This window comes from Rhizobium sp. P32RR-XVIII (assembly GCF_012641395.1).
Classification (GTDB): domain Bacteria; phylum Pseudomonadota; class Alphaproteobacteria; order Rhizobiales; family Rhizobiaceae; genus Rhizobium.
The window spans coordinates 148186-165173 of the sequence record NZ_JABAIH010000004.1 but is presented as its reverse complement, the minus strand read 5'-3'; the positions used below and the strand labels follow the sequence as shown (position 1 = coordinate 165173).

Genomic DNA, 16988 nt, shown 5'->3' with positions numbered 1-16988 from the left:
AACTCTATCGGGTATGAACAACTGGCGTAAAATCAGCCGATTCGCGACGAATGATCCAGCCGTTGGAGATGCCTGATGGGTATGATGCAGACCGAAGACAGCCTCGATGAAAAGGCAATCATCGCCGCCGCGGAAAGGGCGCTTGCCGATATCGCCCTTATCCGCGAAGAAATCTCCAAGGTGATCTTCGGCCAGGAAAGCGTCGTTGAAAATACGTTGCTCGCCGTTCTTTCCGGCGGTCACGCGCTTCTGGTGGGTGTTCCCGGGCTTGCAAAGACCAAGCTGGTGACGACGCTTGGCGAAGTGCTCGGCCTTGGCGCGAACCGCATCCAGTTCACTCCGGACCTGATGCCCTCGGACATCCTCGGCTCCGAAGTCATGGATCAGGATGACAGCGGCCGCCGTTCCTTCCGTTTCGTCAAGGGCCCGGTCTTCGCCCAGCTGCTCATGGCGGACGAAATCAACCGCGCCTCGCCGCGTACGCAGTCGGCGCTGTTGCAATCCATGCAGGAATACCATGTCACCATCGCCGGCCAGCGATATGACCTGCCGGCGCCCTTCCACGTTCTCGCCACGCAGAACCCGCTTGAGCAGGAAGGCACCTATCCGCTGCCGGAGGCCCAGCTTGACCGTTTCCTGCTGCAGGTGGACGTGCACTATCCGGAACTCGCGGCCGAACGCCAGATCCTGCTCGAAACGACAGGCCTCAGCGAAACAAAGCCGAAAGCCGTGCTCAACGCCGGGCGGCTGATGGAGATCCAGAAACTCATCCGCCAGATGCCGGTGAGCGACAAGGTCGTCGACGCAATCCTCGATCTGGTGCGCTCTGCCCGCCCCGGCCAGGGCAACGCCACGACCGACAAGCATGTTGCCTGGGGCCCCGGCCCGCGTGCCGGCCAGTCGATGATGCTCTGCGCCCGCGCCCGGGCGCTCTATGAGGGCCGTCTCGCGCCGTCGATCGATGATATCTACGCGCTTGCCGAACCCGTTCTCGAACACCGAATGGCGCTCACCTTCGCCGCCCGTGCCGAAGGCATGTCCGTCCGCGATGTCATCGCCGGATTGGTCAAGCAGGCCAAGGGATAAGGAAGCCGGACGCGTGGCAGTAATCGGACAGATCGTCAATCCGACACCAGGCAGCGATGCCCTTGCCCGTGCAAGACAACGGGCCTCTCTGGTGCCGGATTGCCTGGTCGAAGCCAAGCGCATCGCCAACACCGTGATCGCCGGCTGGCATGGCCGCCGCAAGCGCGGAATTGGCGAGAATTTCTGGCAGTTCCGCCCCTATACCGAAGGTGAAAGCCTGTCGCGCATCGACTGGCGCCGCTCAGCCCGCGACGATCACACCTATGTTCGCGAACGCGAGTGGGAAGCCGCTCACACCATTTGGCTCTGGGCCGACATGTCGCCGTCGATGATGTACCAGTCGACCTTCGGCAGCGTCTCGAAGGAGAGCCGCGCGCTCGTCATCATGCTGGCTCTCGCTGAAATCCTGGCCCGCTCCGGCGAACGCATCGGCTGCCCTGGCGTGATGGAACCCATCTCCGCCCGCAATGCAGCCGAGCGGCTTGCGACTGCGCTGATGCACGCGCCCTTAGCGGGCGGTCTGCCGGAAATCGGCATGATCCGCGGCTCGAGCGATCTCGTTCTGATCGGCGATTTCCTGGACGATGCGCCGACGATCATGGCACGCCTCGGCCCGCTTGCACGGCGTGGTCTTCGCGGCCATGTGGTCGAGATCGCCGATCCCGCCGAGGAGCTCTTCCCTTATACCGGCCGCACCGAATTCAAAGACCCGGAAACCGGCTCGAGATTGGTGTCCGGCCGCGCGGAACACATCCGTGAAGCCTATAGCCGCGCTTATCTCGCGCGCCGCGACGGCCTTGGCCAGTCACTCCGCCATCTCGGCTGGACATTCGTCACTCACCGCACCGACCATCTGGCATCCGAAGCGCTGGTTGCGGTTCACATGTATCTCTCCGGCATGCCGGCCAAGGCGACGCACGGAGGGCAGCTGTGAGCGGACTTCCCTTCGCATTCGCCTATCCAGCAATTCTTGGCGCACTCGTGGCGCTGCCGATCATCTGGTGGCTGCTCAGGCTCACGCCGCCACGACCGAAATCGGAGTATTTTCCGCCGCTGAGAATCCTGGCGACCGTGCTGAAGCGCGAGGAGACGCCCGCCCAAAGCCCCTGGTGGCTGACGCTGCTTCGCATGCTTCTTGCCGCCGCCGTGATCCTTGCGATCGCCGACCCGGTGTTCAATCCGCGCGCCACTTCGCTCGCGGGCGGCGGCCCGCTGGTGCTCTTCGTCGATAACAGCTGGGCCACGGCACCCGATTGGGCACGCCGCGTCCAGACCGCCGAGGCGCTGATCGACGAGGCCGAGTCCGCAGGTATCCCGGTTGCGGTCGCGTTTACCGCCGATCCGACCAACAATGCCGTGCCTGGCACCGCGACGGCTGCCCGTGACAAGCTTCGCGCCGCAGAGCCGCGGCCGCTTGTTCCCGATCGTGGGCGTGCCTTCGAAGCTTTGCGGGTAGCGCTCAATGGAACGAAACCAGGCACCCTCGCATTTCTTTCCGATGGAGCAGCGGCAAAGGAAAATGATGCGACCGTCCGTCAGCTGGCCGACCTGCAGCCGGCCGAGTTCAGGCTCGTGGAAGGCGACGCGACGCAGACAATTGCCATTACCGGCGCCACGAATGCCGCGGACGCGATGACCGTGACCGCAACACGTCTGGACAGCGCTGGTGCCGCCTCTCTGCCCCTGACGGCGCAGGACGCGCAAGGCCGCCCGATTGCCGCCGGCACTGTCGACTTCCAGCCTGGGCAATCGGTCGCCACCGGCTCGATTGCCGCCCCCTTCGAGATGCGCAATGATTTCGCCCGCGTCAGTATCGACGCCCACGCGACGGCAGGCGCAGTGCAGCTTCTCGACGACGGCTTCAAGCGCCGCCGCGTCGTCCTGCTTTCAGGCGAAGCGGGCGATGACTTCCAGCCGCTTCTCTCCCCGCTGTATTACATTCAGCGCGCATTGCAGCCTTATGCCGATCTGATCCAGCCGAATACGCCCGATCTCGCGACCGCCATTCCCGACCTGCTGTCGCAGAATCCCTCAGTCATCATCATGGCGGATATCGGCCGCCTGCCGCAGGAAACCTATGAGCCGTTGCAGCGCTGGATTGCCAATGGCGGCACGCTGATCCGCTTCGCGGGCCCGCGCCTGGCCGCCGCTCCGGCTGACGATCCGCTGGTGCCTGTGACGCTGCGGCAGGGCGAGCGTGCGCTCGGCGGTTCGCTCTCCTGGGCTGAACCGCAGCCGCTTGCGGATTTTCCCAATTTCGGTCCCTTCGCCGGTATGGCCAAGCCGACTGACGTTACCGTCAAGCGCCAGGTTCTTGCGGAACCGACGCCCGATCTTGCCGAGCGTACCTGGGCAAGCCTTGCTGACGGCACGCCGCTAGTGACGACCAAGCCGATCAACGCCGGTCGTATCGTGCTCTTCCACGTCAGCGCCGAGGCGACCTGGTCCAACCTGCCGATTTCCGGTAATTTCGTCGAGATGCTCAGGCGCATTGTCCAGCTCTCCCGCTCCGGCGGCGTAACCTCCGAAGCCGGCGCGGCCTCGACTGCCGAAGCGCTGCCGCCCTTCCGGCTGCTGACGGCAAAGGGCGTGCTGACGACGGAGACGGGCACCGCCCGCCCGCTCATTCCGAATGCAAAGGCTGAACCCATTTCCAGCTTCGACAACCCACCCGGACTCTATGGTTCAGAAGATGGCTTTACTGCGTTGAATGTATTGCCGAATAATGCCGAACTGAAGCCGCTGGACATGGCTGGCGTCAATCTCGTCCGGCAGGGCCTGATCGGCGGTGAAACCTGGTCCGCCAAGCCCGCCCTCTTCCTCATCGCCTTCCTGCTGCTCCTGGCAGACAGCCTCATCGTGATGTTCATGGGCGGCGCTTTCTCGCGCCTGCGCTCGGCGGCCCGCCCTGCGGCCCTCGTTGCCGTCGCGGTCGGTGCTGCCCTCTTCCTGCAGCCCCTCGATGGTCGCGCCGACGACTCCAAGCCCGGTGACGACCAGATTTTCCAGCGGCTCCATAACACCCATCTCGCCTATGTCGTCACCGGCGAGCAGGATGTCGACAATATCTCCGAACGCGGTCTCGAGGGCCTGACGGAGTTCCTGACATTCCGCACGACACTGGAACCCGCACCACCTGTCGGCCTCGATCTCACCAAGGACGAGCTTTCCTTCTATCCGATCATCTATTGGCCGGTTTCCGCCTCCGCGCCGATGCCGTCCGCCGCTGCGATCAATCGCATCGACGCCTACATGCGCGCCGGCGGCACCGTGCTTTTCGACACGCGGGACCAGTTCACGGCGCTGGACGACAGCGGCGGCGCCACCAGCGCCAACGGCGAGCGCCTGCAGCAGATCCTTGCAAACCTCGACATTCCGCCGCTCGAGCCGGTTCCCTCCGACCACGTCCTGACAAAGTCGTTCTATCTGCTGTCGAGCTTCCCGGGCCGCTATAGCGGAAGTCCCCTCTGGATCGAGTCACGGCAGGACAATCGCGCTTCGGACCCGAAATCCACCGCCTCCGCCGACGGTGTTTCACCGATCCTCATTACCGGCAACGATTTTGCCGGGGCCTGGGCGGTCGATGAGAACGGCGTACCGATGCTGCCGACCGTTCCGCCGGATGAGATGCAGCGCGAATATGCTTACCGTGCGGGCGTCAACATCATGATGTACATGCTGACCGGCAACTACAAGACCGATCAGGTCCACATCCCAGCGCTCCTCGAACGGCTGGGGCAGTGACATGACGCTTGATTTTTCGCCTTTCCTTCCCTGGCCGATCCTTGCCGCACTGGCGGCTGTGGTTGCGGTGGTCGCAGCCTTCGCGATCTGGCGCGGCATCCGCGGTGCCTGGATTCGCACGCTTGCGGCCCTCGCATTGCTGGCAGCCCTCGCGAACCCGCTCCTCATGCAGGAAGACCGCGACCAGCTTTCGACGATCGTTCCCGTCATCGTCGATCGCAGCCAGAGCCAGCAGACGCCGGATCGCATCAAGGTGACCGAGGAAGCGCTGGCGCAGCTCAAGGATCGCCTCGCACGCTTCCCGAATATCGAGCCGCGATACGTCGATGTCACCGAACCGGAAGATTCCGATACGCCGTCCACCCGTCTGTTCACGGCGCTGTCGGCTGCCGTTGCCGACGTGCCTCCGGCGCGTATCGGCGGCGCGATCATGCTCACGGACGGCCAGGTGCATGATGTGCCGGGGATCAATCAGGCGCTTGGCTTCGACGCGCCGATCCATGGCCTCATTACCGGCAAGCCCAACGAGTTCGACCGCCGTATCGAGGTGATCAAGGCGCCGCGCTTCGGCATCGTCAACGAAGAGCAGCAACTGGTCCTTCGCGTTTTCGACGATGGCCCGAGCCCCGGCGATACGGCCAAGATCACCGTGAAGCTGAATGGCGACGAGATTGCCACGCTACAGGCAACTCCGGGTCAGGATACGCCGTTTTCCTTCAGGGTTGCGCGCGGCGGGAGTAACGTATTGGAATTCTCGGTTGCCGGGCTGCCGGGCGAAGTGACGGAGGCAAACAACCGCGCCGTCCATGTCATCGACGGCATCCGCGAAAACCTGCGTGTACTTCTGGTCTCCGGCGAGCCGCATGCCGGCGAGCGCGCCTGGCGCAATCTTTTGAAGTCCGACGCCTCCGTCGATCTCGTCCACTTCACCATTCTGCGCCCGCCCGAAAAGCAGGACGGCACGCCGATCAACGAGCTTTCGCTGATCGCCTTTCCGACGCGCGAGCTGTTCGTCGACAAGATCAAGGACTTCGACCTGATCATTTTCGACCGCTACCAGCACCGCGGCGTGCTGCCGATCCTCTATTACGATTACATCGCCCAATATGTCGAAAACGGCGGCGCGCTGCTGATCGCCGCAGGTCCCGAACATGCCGGTCAGGATTCGATTGCGCTGACGCCGCTTGCGTCCGTACTTCCGGCGCAGCCGACCGGCCGGATGATCGACAAGGCGTTTTATCCGCGCCTTTCCGAGGAAGGCCGAAAGCATCCCGTGACCCGTGGCCTCGATGGTTCCGGCGACGAGCCGCCGCATTGGGGCCGCTGGTTCCGCAGCGTCGATGTCGAACCGCCGCAAGGCCAGACGGTGATGGTCGGCGCCGACAATCATCCGCTGCTGGTCTTGAACCGGGCCGGCCAGGGCCGCGTCGCCATGCTGCTCTCCGATCAGGGCTGGCTCTGGGCTCGCGGCTTCGAGGGCGGCGGTCCGCACGTCTCGCTCTATCGCCGCATCGCCCACTGGCTGATGAAGGAGCCAGCTCTCGAAGAAGAGGCACTGACGGCGCGCGCCTCCGGCCGCACGCTCGAGATCACCCGCCAGACGCTCGGCGACAATCCAGGCGATGCCACGATCCGGTACCCCTCCGGCAGGACGGAAACGCTGCCGCTGACGCAATCCGAACCCGGTCTCTTCAAGGCCGAGAAGAAGATGGACGAGATCGGCCTCTTCGAGATCCGCAACGGCGACCTCATGACGCTCGTCCATGTCGGCGCGGTCGATGCGCCGGAATTCAAGGCGATGATTTCGACCGGCGACGTGCTGAAGCCGATCGCAAGCAAGACGCGCGGCCTTGTTGCCCGCGTTTCGGATGCGAGCGGAGCGGTCGAGGTTCCGCCGATCCTGCCGGTCCGCGGCCAGATTCGCGTTGCCGACAACGACCGCATGCAGATCAAGCTGACGAACGAGACCGTCCTGAAGGGCATCAATACCTTGCCGCTGTTTGCCGGGTTTGCCGGCGTCGGCGTGCTGCTGCTCGCCTTCGGCGCCATGTGGTGGCGTGAAGGGCGATGAGGCCATGCCGGAATTCGAACTGACAGGATCGCCCTCCCCGGAAGAGCTTGCCGCCATCCAGGACGCACTCAGCGCGTTCAACACTGAGGACGTCGGCCCTTCGGAACGTCAGCCGCTCGCCGTTCTGATCCATGACACGGACGGCAAGGTAACAGGCGGGCTTTCGGGCTACACCGCCTGGGGTTGGCTCTTCACGCAGAACCTGTACATCCCGGAGACCCAGCGCGGCAAAGGCATGGCCGGAAAGATCCTCGCCAAGGCCGAGGAAGAGGCGAAAGCCCGCGGCTGTCACGGCGCCTGGATCGATACCTTCAATCCTCAGGCGCTGCGCGCCTACCGGCGGGCGGGTTACGAGATCTTCGGTGAATTGCCGTCGTTTCCTAAAGGTCGGAGCCGGACGTTCCTGCGCAAGAGCCTCGCTTAAGGTCAGGAGCCTAGGCGAGCGAGACCTGCCGCGTTTCGGCATCGATCGCGAGCGCTGCGATGGCCGCGACGACCAGAAATCCTGCGAACAATTCGATCGCAACCCCGAGCCCCTGCGATACCACCAATGCCATCAGTGACGGGGCAATAAGGCCGCCAAGCCGTGCTATGGCGCCTGCCGCACCCATGCCGGTTGCGCGCGATGCCGTCGGATAAAGTTCCGGCGTATAGGCATAGAGCGCACCCCATGTCCCAAGCAGAGCGAAACTCATGATCAGCAGCGATGCGCCGATCAGCATATCATCAGGCGAGAGAACGAAGAGCAGGCATCCCGCTGCCGAAAGCAGGCAGAAGCCGACCAGCGTCGGTCGCCTGCCCCACTTCTCGACGCCATAGGCTGCAAGCGCGTAACCGGGGATCTGGGCGAGCGCCACGAACACCAGAAAGCCATAACCGCGCACGAAGCCGAAGCCATCGCCGGCGAGCTTGGCGGGCATCCAGGTGAAGACGCCGTAGTAGGAAACCGAGACGAGGAACCAGATCGCCAGGATCATCAAGCTGCGGCGGCGAAGCGAGGCGGTAAAGAGACCTTCGGCAGTTGCATGCGGCGCCGGCACGATTTGGTCGGCGGCACCAAGCTCCGGCTTGCCATGACGTCTGAGCATGCGGTTGACGATCGCCTTGGCTTCTTCGGCGCGGCCCTTTCGCAACAAGTAGAGCGGCGATTCCGGCACGAAAAATCGCAGCCCGATTCCGAGGATCGCCGGCACCGCCGTCACCGCGAAAATATAGCGCCAGGGATCTGCGACGCCCGCAAGGGTGGCAGCCCATGCGGCAAGCGCGACGATCAGCGTGCCGATCGCCCAGAACCCCTCAAGCGCCACCAGCCATCGGCCACGATTCTTCGCGGGCAGGAACTCCGCCATCATCGCGTAATCGACCGGCAAGGTGCCACCGACGGCCACCCCGGTCAGGAACCGCAGAACCAGCAGACTGGCGAAATCCGGAGCAAAGATCGAGAGCGTGCCGAACAAGGCATCGCATCCGACCGTCAGGATCAGCACATTGCGCCGTCCGATCCTGTCGGCCAGCCGGCCGAAGACCACGGCGCCGATCAGCATGCCGAGGAAGAACAGCGTTCCGGTCTGCAGCGCCTGCGGTATCGTCAACTGGAACGTGGCGGCAATCGAGGCGGCCGTGAAGCCGACGGCAAGGACCTGCATGGCGTCAGCCGCCCAGACGAGACCGAAGATCGCCATCAACCGCCGTTGAAAGGCACCGGTTCCGGCACGGTCCAGCGCCTCGTCCATTGAAATTCCACCCATGCTACCGCCTCTGTTACAGCTGACGAGACCTGACCCGTGGCGGGCCTCATGGAAAATCAGTGACTTGATAGAACAAATAGCCTATTCGCGCCAGCCGATTGTGCCCTTGAGGCGCTGATGGGTATCTTCGGAAATCGGAACGACGAGAACGCGGGCGGGATCGACCGGGCCGGGAAAAGCAAGCGCGTTATAGGCGACCTTCTCAAAGCCCAGCGGGCAATAATACGGCGGATCGCCGACGAGAATGACGGCCTCCGACCCCCTGCGCCTCGCAGCCTCCACCGCGATCCGCACCAGTTCGCGCCCGATACCCATATTCTTGTGCGAAGGCCGCACGGCGAGCGGTCCAAGCAGATGCCCTTTCACAGCCCCTGCCATGACGGGCGTCATCCGCACCGAAGCAATCGTCTCGCCGTCATCGGTGCAGATGAAGGAGAGCGACGGATCGTGCGGCCCCTGCTCGCGGATGCGGGCGGCAGCACGTGTATGCCGGCCGGGACCGAATGCTTCTTCGTTGATGTGTTCGATAGCTGCGTCATGAGACGCATCCTCAGTGAGGTAGACCAGATCGTGCTTGTGCATGATGAGACAGAAACCGGATAGACAGAAGCGATGGGTTCTCGAGCACGCCCTTGGGCGTTCGGGAGCATCAGCGTCGTCGCAGGCTTCTGGTTGCGTGCATCAAAATCGGGTTCCTGAGCGAATGTAAAAGGCCGATAGCAGGAAAAATTTCCCTCGTCCAACGCAAAATGAAATCATCCCAAAAGACAGTGTGACGCACTGTTCAATCTTTGCACCCTGCAAAGCCGGGCCGCCTGCGATATGTTCACTCCAACGACGAGTTCTGGAGGAATACAATGGGCATGCTGGTTGACGGCGTCTGGCAGGACGTCTGGTACGACACGAAAGAAACGAAGGGCCACTTCAAGCGCGCGGCCTCCCAGTTTCGCAACTGGATCACGGCTGATGGAAAGCCGGGACCGACAGGCACCGGCGGTTTCAAGGCCGAGGCGGACCGCTATCATCTCTACGTGTCACTCGCCTGCCCCTGGGCGCACCGCACGCTGATCTTCCGCAAGCTGAAGAAGCTGGAGAATATCATCTCCGTTTCCGTCGTCGATCCGCTGATGGCCGAAAACGGCTGGGAATTCAAAATCGGCGACGGCGCCACCGGCGATCAGCTTTACGGCGCAAAGACCCTCTGGGAAATCTACCGGAAGGCCGACCCGCACTATTCCGGCCGCGTCACCGTTCCCGTGCTGTGGGACAAGAAAACCGGCACGATCGTCAACAATGAATCCGCCGAAATCATCCGCATGTTCAACAGCGCCTTCGACGGTCTGACGGAATCGAAAGCGGATTTCTATCCTGCCGATCTAAGGGCCGATATCGATGCGCTGAATGCGATCGTCTACGACACCGTCAACAACGGCGTCTACAAGGCGGGCTTTGCGACGACGCAGGAGGCCTACGAGCAGAATGTCGTCAAGATTTTCGAAACGCTGGACATGCTGGATGAGCGGCTTCGCACGAGCCGCTATCTGCTCGGCGACCGGCTGACGGAGGCCGATTGGCGGCTGTTCACGACGCTGGTGCGCTTCGATCCGGTCTATGTCGGCCATTTCAAATGCAATATCCGCCGTATCGAAGACTACCAGAACCTCTCCGGCTACCTGCGCGATCTTTATCAGACGCCGGGCGTGAAGGAGACGGTGAACTTACAGCATATCAAGCAGCATTATTACCGCAGCCACAAGACGATCAATCCGACGGGCGTTGTCCCGGTTGGACCGGCTCTCGACCTCGACCAACCACACGGCCGCGCGAAACTCGCCGCAGCCGCCTGAATCCTACCAATAGTGAGCGGCGGGCTCATCGCCGTTCAATTCCCTGAGCCGACGCCTGGTGGCGTCGGTCGTGCCGTCCGGGAGGGCATCGAGGGCGAAGAAACCGCACTCGACGATCTCGCGATCCGGTGTACGCGGCGCCGTCTGCTCGACGTCGACGCGGTAGAAGACAACGTGGTCACGGCGGCTCGCCGATTGATTGTAATAGACGTGGAAGAGCTGCGCCTGGCCGACGACACGGAGGTTGCCCTCTTCGCGCAGTTCCTTGACCAGCGCCGCCTCGGCGGTCTCGTTGCGCTCCACTCCGCCGCCAGGCATATGCCAGCCCGGAACGTAGCTATGCCGCACCAGAAAAATCCGTCCCGAGGCATCGAAGCAGGCCGCCCGCACCCCCATCGTCATGCCCCGTGCGAACGCAAAGTAAACGTGCACAAACCGCATCAGCAGCTTGGATTTCCAGGACATCCCCGTGGGCCTCATCACTCTGCTTTCACCGTTTCGTTCCATCCGATGTGTTTGATTTGTAACCATCCTGGTCTATGTGTCGTAGCATGTTCAAGCTCGCGCATATCTCGGATATTCACCTCGGCCCACTTCCCAATCTTTCCTTCCGCGAGCTTTTCTCGAAGCGCATTACCGGCTTTGTGAACTGGCACCGCAGCAGGCGCAAGCACCTTTTCGGCGGCACGCTGGATGTTCTGCTGGAAGACATCCGCGACCGGCATGCGGACCACCTCGCCGTGACCGGCGATCTGGTGAACCTGTCAAGCGCAATCGAGATCCGTTCCGCCGCCGCCTGGCTGCGCGCTCTCGGCGACCCGGTTGAAACCTCCATCGTACCGGGCAATCACGACGCCTATGTTCCGGGCGCCTACGAGAAATCCATGCGGGCCTGGTATGACTATGTCCGCGGCGATCTGGCTCCCGCCGAATGGAGGCAAGACAAGCACATTTTTCCCTATCTGCGTGTCCGCGACAAAGTGGCGCTCATCGGCTGCTCGACTGCCGTCGCCACGCCGCCTTTTGCGGCCAGCGGCTTCTTCAGCCAGAGGCAGGCGCGTGAAACCGTCAACATGCTGCGCGCCGCCGGCGAGGCCGGCCTCTTTCGCGTGGTCATGATCCATCATCCGCCGATCCGTGGCGCCACATCCTTCTATAAGCGCATGATCGGCATCCGGCGTTTCGCCGCCGTCGTTTCGACAGGCGGCGCAGAACTGGTGATCCATGGCCATACGCATCTCAATACGCTCCATTGGCTGCGGGGCCAGACGGCACCCGTGCCTGTCGTCGGAATTGCTTCGGCTTCCCAGGGACCCGGCGGCCTGAAACCCCGCGCCGCCTATAATCTCTTCAGCATCGACGGTTCCCCTGGCGCATGGGAATTGACGGGCGAGCGCTTCAGCCTGAATGACATGGGTGACGGCGTTTTCCAAAATGGTGTAGATATTTTCAAGGCTTAGTGGAGCGAGCGAAATCGGTTTCTCAGTGTTTTGATTCGCTTTCTGAGGCCGCCGCTACTTCCGCAGGCCCGCACATGAAATCGGTGGCCGTGGCGGCGAAGGCAGCAGGGCTTACCAAGCTCGCGCAAAGCCTGAACGGACATCGGACCTATTGAAACGCGACATCGCCGACGGCCGCGTGGAACCCCCTTGAGAATTCCAAGATTGCGCTGGCTTAAGCTTGCGAAGCAGTGCAAATTTGTTTCATAAAGATCACATACGCGATATAAAAAGCTTAGCCACGCCGGGTGCTTCGCCCGACATTTCATGAAATGAGACATGCGTCAGCCTGTAACGACCATTGATATCAGACGCGACTTGGTGGGTCTGCTGCCGCGGTTGCGCCGTTTCGCGATGACACTTGCAGGCGATGCGGCGGCTGCCGACGACCTCGTGCAGGCAGTCTGTCAGCGAGCGGTGGCAAAGAGCCACCAATGGAAGGGCGAAGGCAGGCTTGAAAGCTGGGTCTACACGCTGGCCCGCCAGCAGTGGCACGATGACGGACGCAAGCGCAAGGCGCGGCCGGCTTCCAAGGGAAACGTCACGGACATCCGCGATGCCGTGCGAGACCGCGCAGCCACTGCCGATACTGACGCTATACATCAAATGATCGCCGAAATGCCCGAAGGCATTTCGAGCGTGTTCCTGCTTGTCAACGAAGGCCACACCTATCAGGAGGCGGCCGACATCATGGGCATTCCTGCAAGCAGCGTTCCGGCACAGCTTGCCGCGGCACGGCTTCACTTTGCGAGTCTCGCCGACAATTATCCTCACAGGTACTGACTTTGCCCGATTTCAAGAAACTGCCGCTTGATGCCCAGCTGACCGCTCTTCTCGACGGGGAAACGACGCCGGAGCAGAAGCACGAGCTGGAACAACGCATTGCGACGGACGAAGGTGCGCGCCGGCTTTACGACAAGCTCCGTCACGGCGCCGATTTCGGCCGCCGCCGCCTGGAGGATATCTTGAAGGAGCCGGTTCCGCTGGCACTCGTCCGCTCGATCAAGAGCGTTCAGCCGCCCAAGGCGCCCGTGGCGCCGCGAACCGCCCGCCCGGCAATGAAGCTCACACCGAGCGGCCCGCAGGCGCTGGCAGCCGCGATCATCCTTTTCGTCATCGGCTGCGGCATAGGCTATTTCATGGGAACGACTCCTGCCGGCCTCGTTCGCGGCGACGGGTCGCAGCCCGTTGCCGACAACACGAACACCAAGGATTGGCTGAACGACGTCACCGCCTACCAGCGGCTGATGATCCGCCAACCGCGGCATATCGTCGAGATTCCCTCGACACAGGCCGAGGAGATCTCCAATTGGCTGACCTCCACGGTCGGCGTCGCCTTTCGTGTGCCGGACCTGGCCAACAAAGGCTGGACGTTCCAGGGCGCCCGCGTGCTCCTCGGTGACGGCCGGCCGGTCGGCCAGCTGGTCTATACAAGCGCGGACGGCGACCTCATCTCGATCTGCTTCCGGAAGGATTCCCAGCCGCCGGATAGCGAGGACTTCAAGGAAACGATCAGGGACGAGATCGGCCTCGTCACCTGGCACAATGCCGGGACATCCTACGTCCTCGTCGGCCCGTCCGCAGAAGCCTCGCTCAGCCAGATCGCGATGGAGGTCGCGACGGCGATCTAGAGCCTTACGGCACAAGCACGACCTTTCCGCTGACGCTCCGGCTTTCCATGGCGCGATGCGCTTCGGCGGCTTTCTCAAGCGGGAAGCTCGCCCCCTCGGGGATCGTCAGCGCGCCCGAAACTGCAAGCGAAAATAGCGCGGAAAGGTCGTCCTCCAGCGTCGCGGGCAGCAAACGCAGCAGCGCAAATCCCCTCAGCGACTGGTTCTTGCCGAACATGGCGTTCAGGTCTGCGGTCTCGAGACTGAAGCGTCCCAGCGCCGCGAAGACAAGCTCTCCGCCGGGCGTAAGCGCTGCAAGGGAAGCGCGCGTCATCTCGCCGCCGACGGTGTCGTAGATCAGATCGACAGGCGTGCCGTCGCTGATGGCCTTCTGCCAACCCTCGGCGGTATAATCCACCGCGGCATCCGCGCCGAGGGCGCGAGCCAGCGTCAGCTTCTTTTCGCTGCTTGCTGCTGCAATGACCGATCGCGCACCTTCGCGCTTCGCCAATTGCACCAGCAGCGACCCGACACCGCCGGCAGCCGCGTGGACAAGGACGGTTTTGCTCCGCGGCGAAGCCTGGCGAACCATGTGCAGAGCCGTCAGCCCCTGGACCATCAGCGCTACCGCCGCCTCAAACGACAATGCATCGGGAATATTGATCACCGACGCAGCCGGCACGACGATGAACTCCGCATACCCCTCGCCCCGTCCCAGCGCGAACAGCGGCACGGCAACGCGCGAGCCGAGCAAGCGAGGTCGGCGCCCTCGCCTATCGCCTCGACGATGCCTGCGACTTCAACGCCGGGGATCATCGGTAATTCCGGTATCACGGCATACCGGTCCGCGCGCATCAGCACTTCGAAAAAATTGATGCCCGCGGCGTGGACGCGAACCAGGACCTCCCCTCGGCGCGGCACCGGTTTCGGCACCTCGACAATTTTGAGAACCTCAGGGGGACCGAAATGGTCAAAGCGCACCGCTTTCATGACAGACCTCACGTTTGAATGACGTGAGCAGCGCTTTACCCGTAAGCTCGGTGGGAAAAATACACACTCTTTCGTGCCATACCCACCAGGAGGTGACCATGGCGGAACCGATCAAAAGACTGCCGAAATTGCCTGTGGAGCGCGCCCTGAAGGTCATCGCCGGGCGCTGGAAACCGGTCATTCTCTATTACATCTTCAGCGGACCGAAGCGCCTCTCGGAGCTCAAGCGCATGATGCCGGAGATCACCCAGAAGGTGTTGATTCAGCAGCTGCGCGAAATGGAAGAGCATGGTCTGGTGAACCGCGAGATCTTCGCGGAAGTCCCCGCACGCGTGGAATATACCGCGACGGATCTCGGACTGGAGCTTGAACCGGTGCTGCTGGCGCTCTGCAAATGGGGCCAGCGCCATGCCGAAGCGCAGGACGATATGGCGGCCATTGCCGATTGCATCGTTCGCCCACGCAAGGAAACCATCGCCGCCTGAGCGGCAAGGATGCGCAGCGGATAAACCCCGCTGCGCAACATCTTCAAATCAGTTTTTACCGGCCTTCACATCCAGCACGCGGTTTGCCGCCGATACGATCGCTTCGAGCGAGGCGCCGACGATGTTGGTGCTGATGCCGGCGCCGAAGAGCTTGCCACCCGGATAGGATGTTTCGACATAAGAGATGGCGGCTGCATTCGAGCCGTGTTGCAACGAATGCTCCGAATAGTCCTCGACCGACATTTCGATGCCGAGATAGTGGGAGAGCGCGTTGATGAAGCCGTCGACAGGGCCGTTGCCCTTGCCCTCGATGCGCTTCGTCTCACCGTTGTCGATGATCTCGGCGGCAACGATCCGCTGCCCCTTGCGCTCCGGATCGGCATAGGTGTGGTGATCGACAAACTTGATGCGGCCCTGCGGCTGCGTCACGTAGCGCTCGATGAAGCGGTCGTAGATGCGGCGCGACGGCAGCTCCTTGCCCTCTTCATCGGTAATGCGCTGGATCTCTTCTCGGAACTCGACCTGCAGATTGCGCGGCAGATTGAGCCCATAGTCCTGCTGCAGGATATAGGCGATGCCGCCCTTGCCCGACTGCGAGTTGATCCGGATGATCGCCTCGTAGGAGCGGCCGACGTCGCGGGGATCGATTGGCAGGTACGGCACTTCCCAGACAGGATGATTGGCAACCTGCGCCGCCTTCATCCCCTTGTTGATCGCGTCCTGATGAGAGCCGGAGAAGGCCGTATAGACCAGTTCGCCGACATAGGGGTGGCGCTCGCCGATCGGCATCTGGTTGGAGTATTCGAAGACTTCCTTCATCCGCACGATATTCGAGCAGTCGAGTTCCGGGTCGACGCCCTGCGTGAACATGTTCAGCGCCATGGTAACGACGTCGACGTTGCCGGTGCGCTCGCCGTTGCCGAAGAGCGTGCCTTCGACGCGATCAGCACCCGCCAGCAATGCCAGTTCGGCAGCCGCGATACCGGTGCCACGGTCGTTGTGCGGATGCAACGAGACGATCAGGTTCTCGCGATTGTCGAGATTGCGGCACATCCACTCGATCTGGTCGGCATAGACGTTCGGCGTCGCCATCTCGACGGTGGACGGCAGGTTGATGATCAGCTTGTTCTCAGGCGTCGGCTTCATCACCTCGATGACGGCGTTGCAGATTTCCAGCGCCACTTCGAGCTCGGTGCCCGTAAAGCTTTCCGGCGAATATTCGAAGCGATAGCCGCCGCCGGCCTTCGCCGCCATGTCCGAGATCATCTTCGCCGCATCAACGGCGATCTGCTTGATGCCCTGGATATCCTTGGCAAACACGACGCGGCGCTGCAACTCGCTGGTGGAATTGTAAAAATGGACGATCGGACGGTTCGCGCCTTCCAGCGCCTCGAAGGTACGGGTGATCAGCTCCGGACGGCACTGCACCAGCACCTGCAGCGACACGTCGTCGGGCACATTGCCCTGCTCCACGCACCAGCGCGCGAAATCGAAATCGGTCTGCGAGGCGGACGGGAAACCGATTTCGATTTCCTTGAAGCCCATGTCGAGCAGCAGCTGGAACATGCGGGCTTTGCGGTCGTGGCCCATCGGGTCGACCAGCGCCTGGTTGCCGTCGCGCAGATCGACCGAGCACCATACCGGCGCCTTGGTGATCGTCTTCGTCGGCCAGGTGCGATCGGGAATGTTCACCTGCGGATAGGGGCGGTATTTCACCGCGGCGGATTGCATGCCTTTTGCGGGATTTTGCGTCTTCGCGTCCATTCGTTTCTTCCTCGTCCCGGCATCTTGCCCCGCCTCTTAGCCCATCGTAGCGAGCTTGGCGACAGCAAATGCGGACCTTGTTGGTCTATCTTGGTTCTAAAGGGATCAGTCGCGAGGAGCGATTACCTGGCGGGCTTTCGGCCG

The 16988-nt window shown here is 62.5% G+C and carries 14 protein-coding genes and 1 pseudogene; 10 read left to right on the top strand and 5 right to left on the bottom strand.

What is annotated here, in order from left to right; all coding sequences use genetic code 11:
- Positions 1-75 precede the first annotated feature (75 nt).
- Genes HGP14_RS13975 through HGP14_RS13955 form a run of 5 tightly spaced genes read left to right on the top strand, consistent with a single transcriptional unit; the run spans position 76 to position 7325 of the window.
- The gene (locus HGP14_RS13975) at positions 76-1086 is read left to right on the top strand and encodes an AAA family ATPase (protein WP_168830469.1); all 1011 of its coding nucleotides are present in this window, start codon (positions 76-78) and stop codon (positions 1084-1086) included.
- Between the two features lie 13 nt (positions 1087-1099).
- Entirely contained in the window at positions 1100-2020 is a 921-nt protein-coding gene (locus HGP14_RS13970) for a DUF58 domain-containing protein (RefSeq protein ID WP_168830468.1), read from the top strand.
- Positions 2017-4830: a DUF4159 domain-containing protein gene (locus tag HGP14_RS13965; protein ID WP_168830467.1), complete on the top strand. Its 2814-nt coding sequence runs from the start codon at positions 2017-2019 to the stop codon at positions 4828-4830. Before HGP14_RS13970 ends, HGP14_RS13965 begins: the two co-directional genes overlap by 4 nt.
- 1 nt (position 4831) lies before the next feature.
- Positions 4832-6901 (top strand): hypothetical protein, encoded by a 2070-nt coding sequence (locus HGP14_RS13960; RefSeq protein WP_168830466.1) that lies wholly within the window; start codon positions 4832-4834, stop codon positions 6899-6901.
- 4 nt (positions 6902-6905) lie between these two features.
- On the top strand, positions 6906-7325 hold the full coding sequence (locus tag HGP14_RS13955; protein WP_168830465.1) for a GNAT family N-acetyltransferase: 420 nt from the start codon (positions 6906-6908) through the stop codon (positions 7323-7325).
- Between the two features lie 10 nt (positions 7326-7335).
- On the opposite strand, the gene HGP14_RS13950 is transcribed toward HGP14_RS13955, so the two are convergent.
- Both HGP14_RS13950 and HGP14_RS13945 read right to left on the bottom strand, forming a co-directional pair.
- A complete protein-coding gene (locus HGP14_RS13950) occupies positions 7336-8649 on the bottom strand; it encodes an MFS transporter (protein ID WP_168830464.1) in 1314 nt (437 codons plus the stop codon).
- Between the two features lie 81 nt (positions 8650-8730).
- On the bottom strand, positions 8731-9231 hold the full coding sequence (locus HGP14_RS13945; RefSeq protein WP_168830463.1) for a GNAT family N-acetyltransferase: 501 nt from the start codon (positions 9229-9231) through the stop codon (positions 8731-8733).
- Between the two features lie 275 nt (positions 9232-9506).
- Here HGP14_RS13945 and HGP14_RS13940 point away from each other — a divergent pair, with 275 nt between their 5' ends.
- Positions 9507-10496, top strand: coding sequence for a glutathione S-transferase family protein (locus HGP14_RS13940; protein ID WP_168830462.1), 990 nt, complete (start codon positions 9507-9509; stop codon positions 10494-10496).
- Positions 10497-10499: 3 nt separating this feature from the next.
- Here HGP14_RS13940 and HGP14_RS13935 read toward each other — a convergent pair whose 3' ends face one another.
- Positions 10500-10961, bottom strand: a complete 462-nt coding sequence (locus HGP14_RS13935) for an NUDIX domain-containing protein (protein ID WP_246704459.1) — start codon at positions 10959-10961, stop codon at positions 10500-10502.
- An 86-nt stretch (positions 10962-11047) separates the two neighbouring features.
- On the opposite strand from HGP14_RS13935, the gene HGP14_RS13930 reads away from it, so the two are divergent.
- The 3 genes from HGP14_RS13930 (at position 11048) to HGP14_RS13920 (ending at position 13626) form a co-directional block, all read left to right on the top strand.
- A complete protein-coding gene (locus HGP14_RS13930) occupies positions 11048-11956 on the top strand; it encodes a metallophosphoesterase family protein (protein ID WP_168830460.1) in 909 nt (302 codons plus the stop codon).
- Between the two features lie 318 nt (positions 11957-12274).
- Positions 12275-12778: an RNA polymerase sigma factor gene (locus HGP14_RS13925; RefSeq protein WP_168830459.1), complete on the top strand. Its 504-nt coding sequence runs from the start codon at positions 12275-12277 to the stop codon at positions 12776-12778.
- Positions 12779-12780: 2 nt separating this feature from the next.
- Complete coding sequence (locus HGP14_RS13920) at positions 12781-13626, top strand: anti-sigma factor (RefSeq protein ID WP_168830458.1); 846 nt, start codon at positions 12781-12783, stop codon at positions 13624-13626.
- 4 nt (positions 13627-13630) lie between these two features.
- Here HGP14_RS13920 and HGP14_RS13915 read toward each other — a convergent pair.
- Positions 13631-14595, bottom strand: a pseudogene (locus tag HGP14_RS13915) (zinc-binding alcohol dehydrogenase family protein).
- 98 nt (positions 14596-14693) lie between these two features.
- On the opposite strand from HGP14_RS13915, the gene HGP14_RS13910 reads away from it, so the two are divergent.
- Positions 14694-15080 (top strand): winged helix-turn-helix transcriptional regulator, encoded by a 387-nt coding sequence (locus HGP14_RS13910; protein WP_168830457.1) that lies wholly within the window; start codon positions 14694-14696, stop codon positions 15078-15080.
- A gap of 48 nt (positions 15081-15128) precedes the next feature.
- Here the strand turns inward: HGP14_RS13910 and leuA are convergent, their stop codons facing one another.
- Complete coding sequence (leuA, locus tag HGP14_RS13905) at positions 15129-16844, bottom strand: 2-isopropylmalate synthase (RefSeq protein ID WP_168830456.1); 1716 nt, start codon at positions 16842-16844, stop codon at positions 15129-15131.
- Positions 16845-16988: the final 144 nt, after the last annotated feature.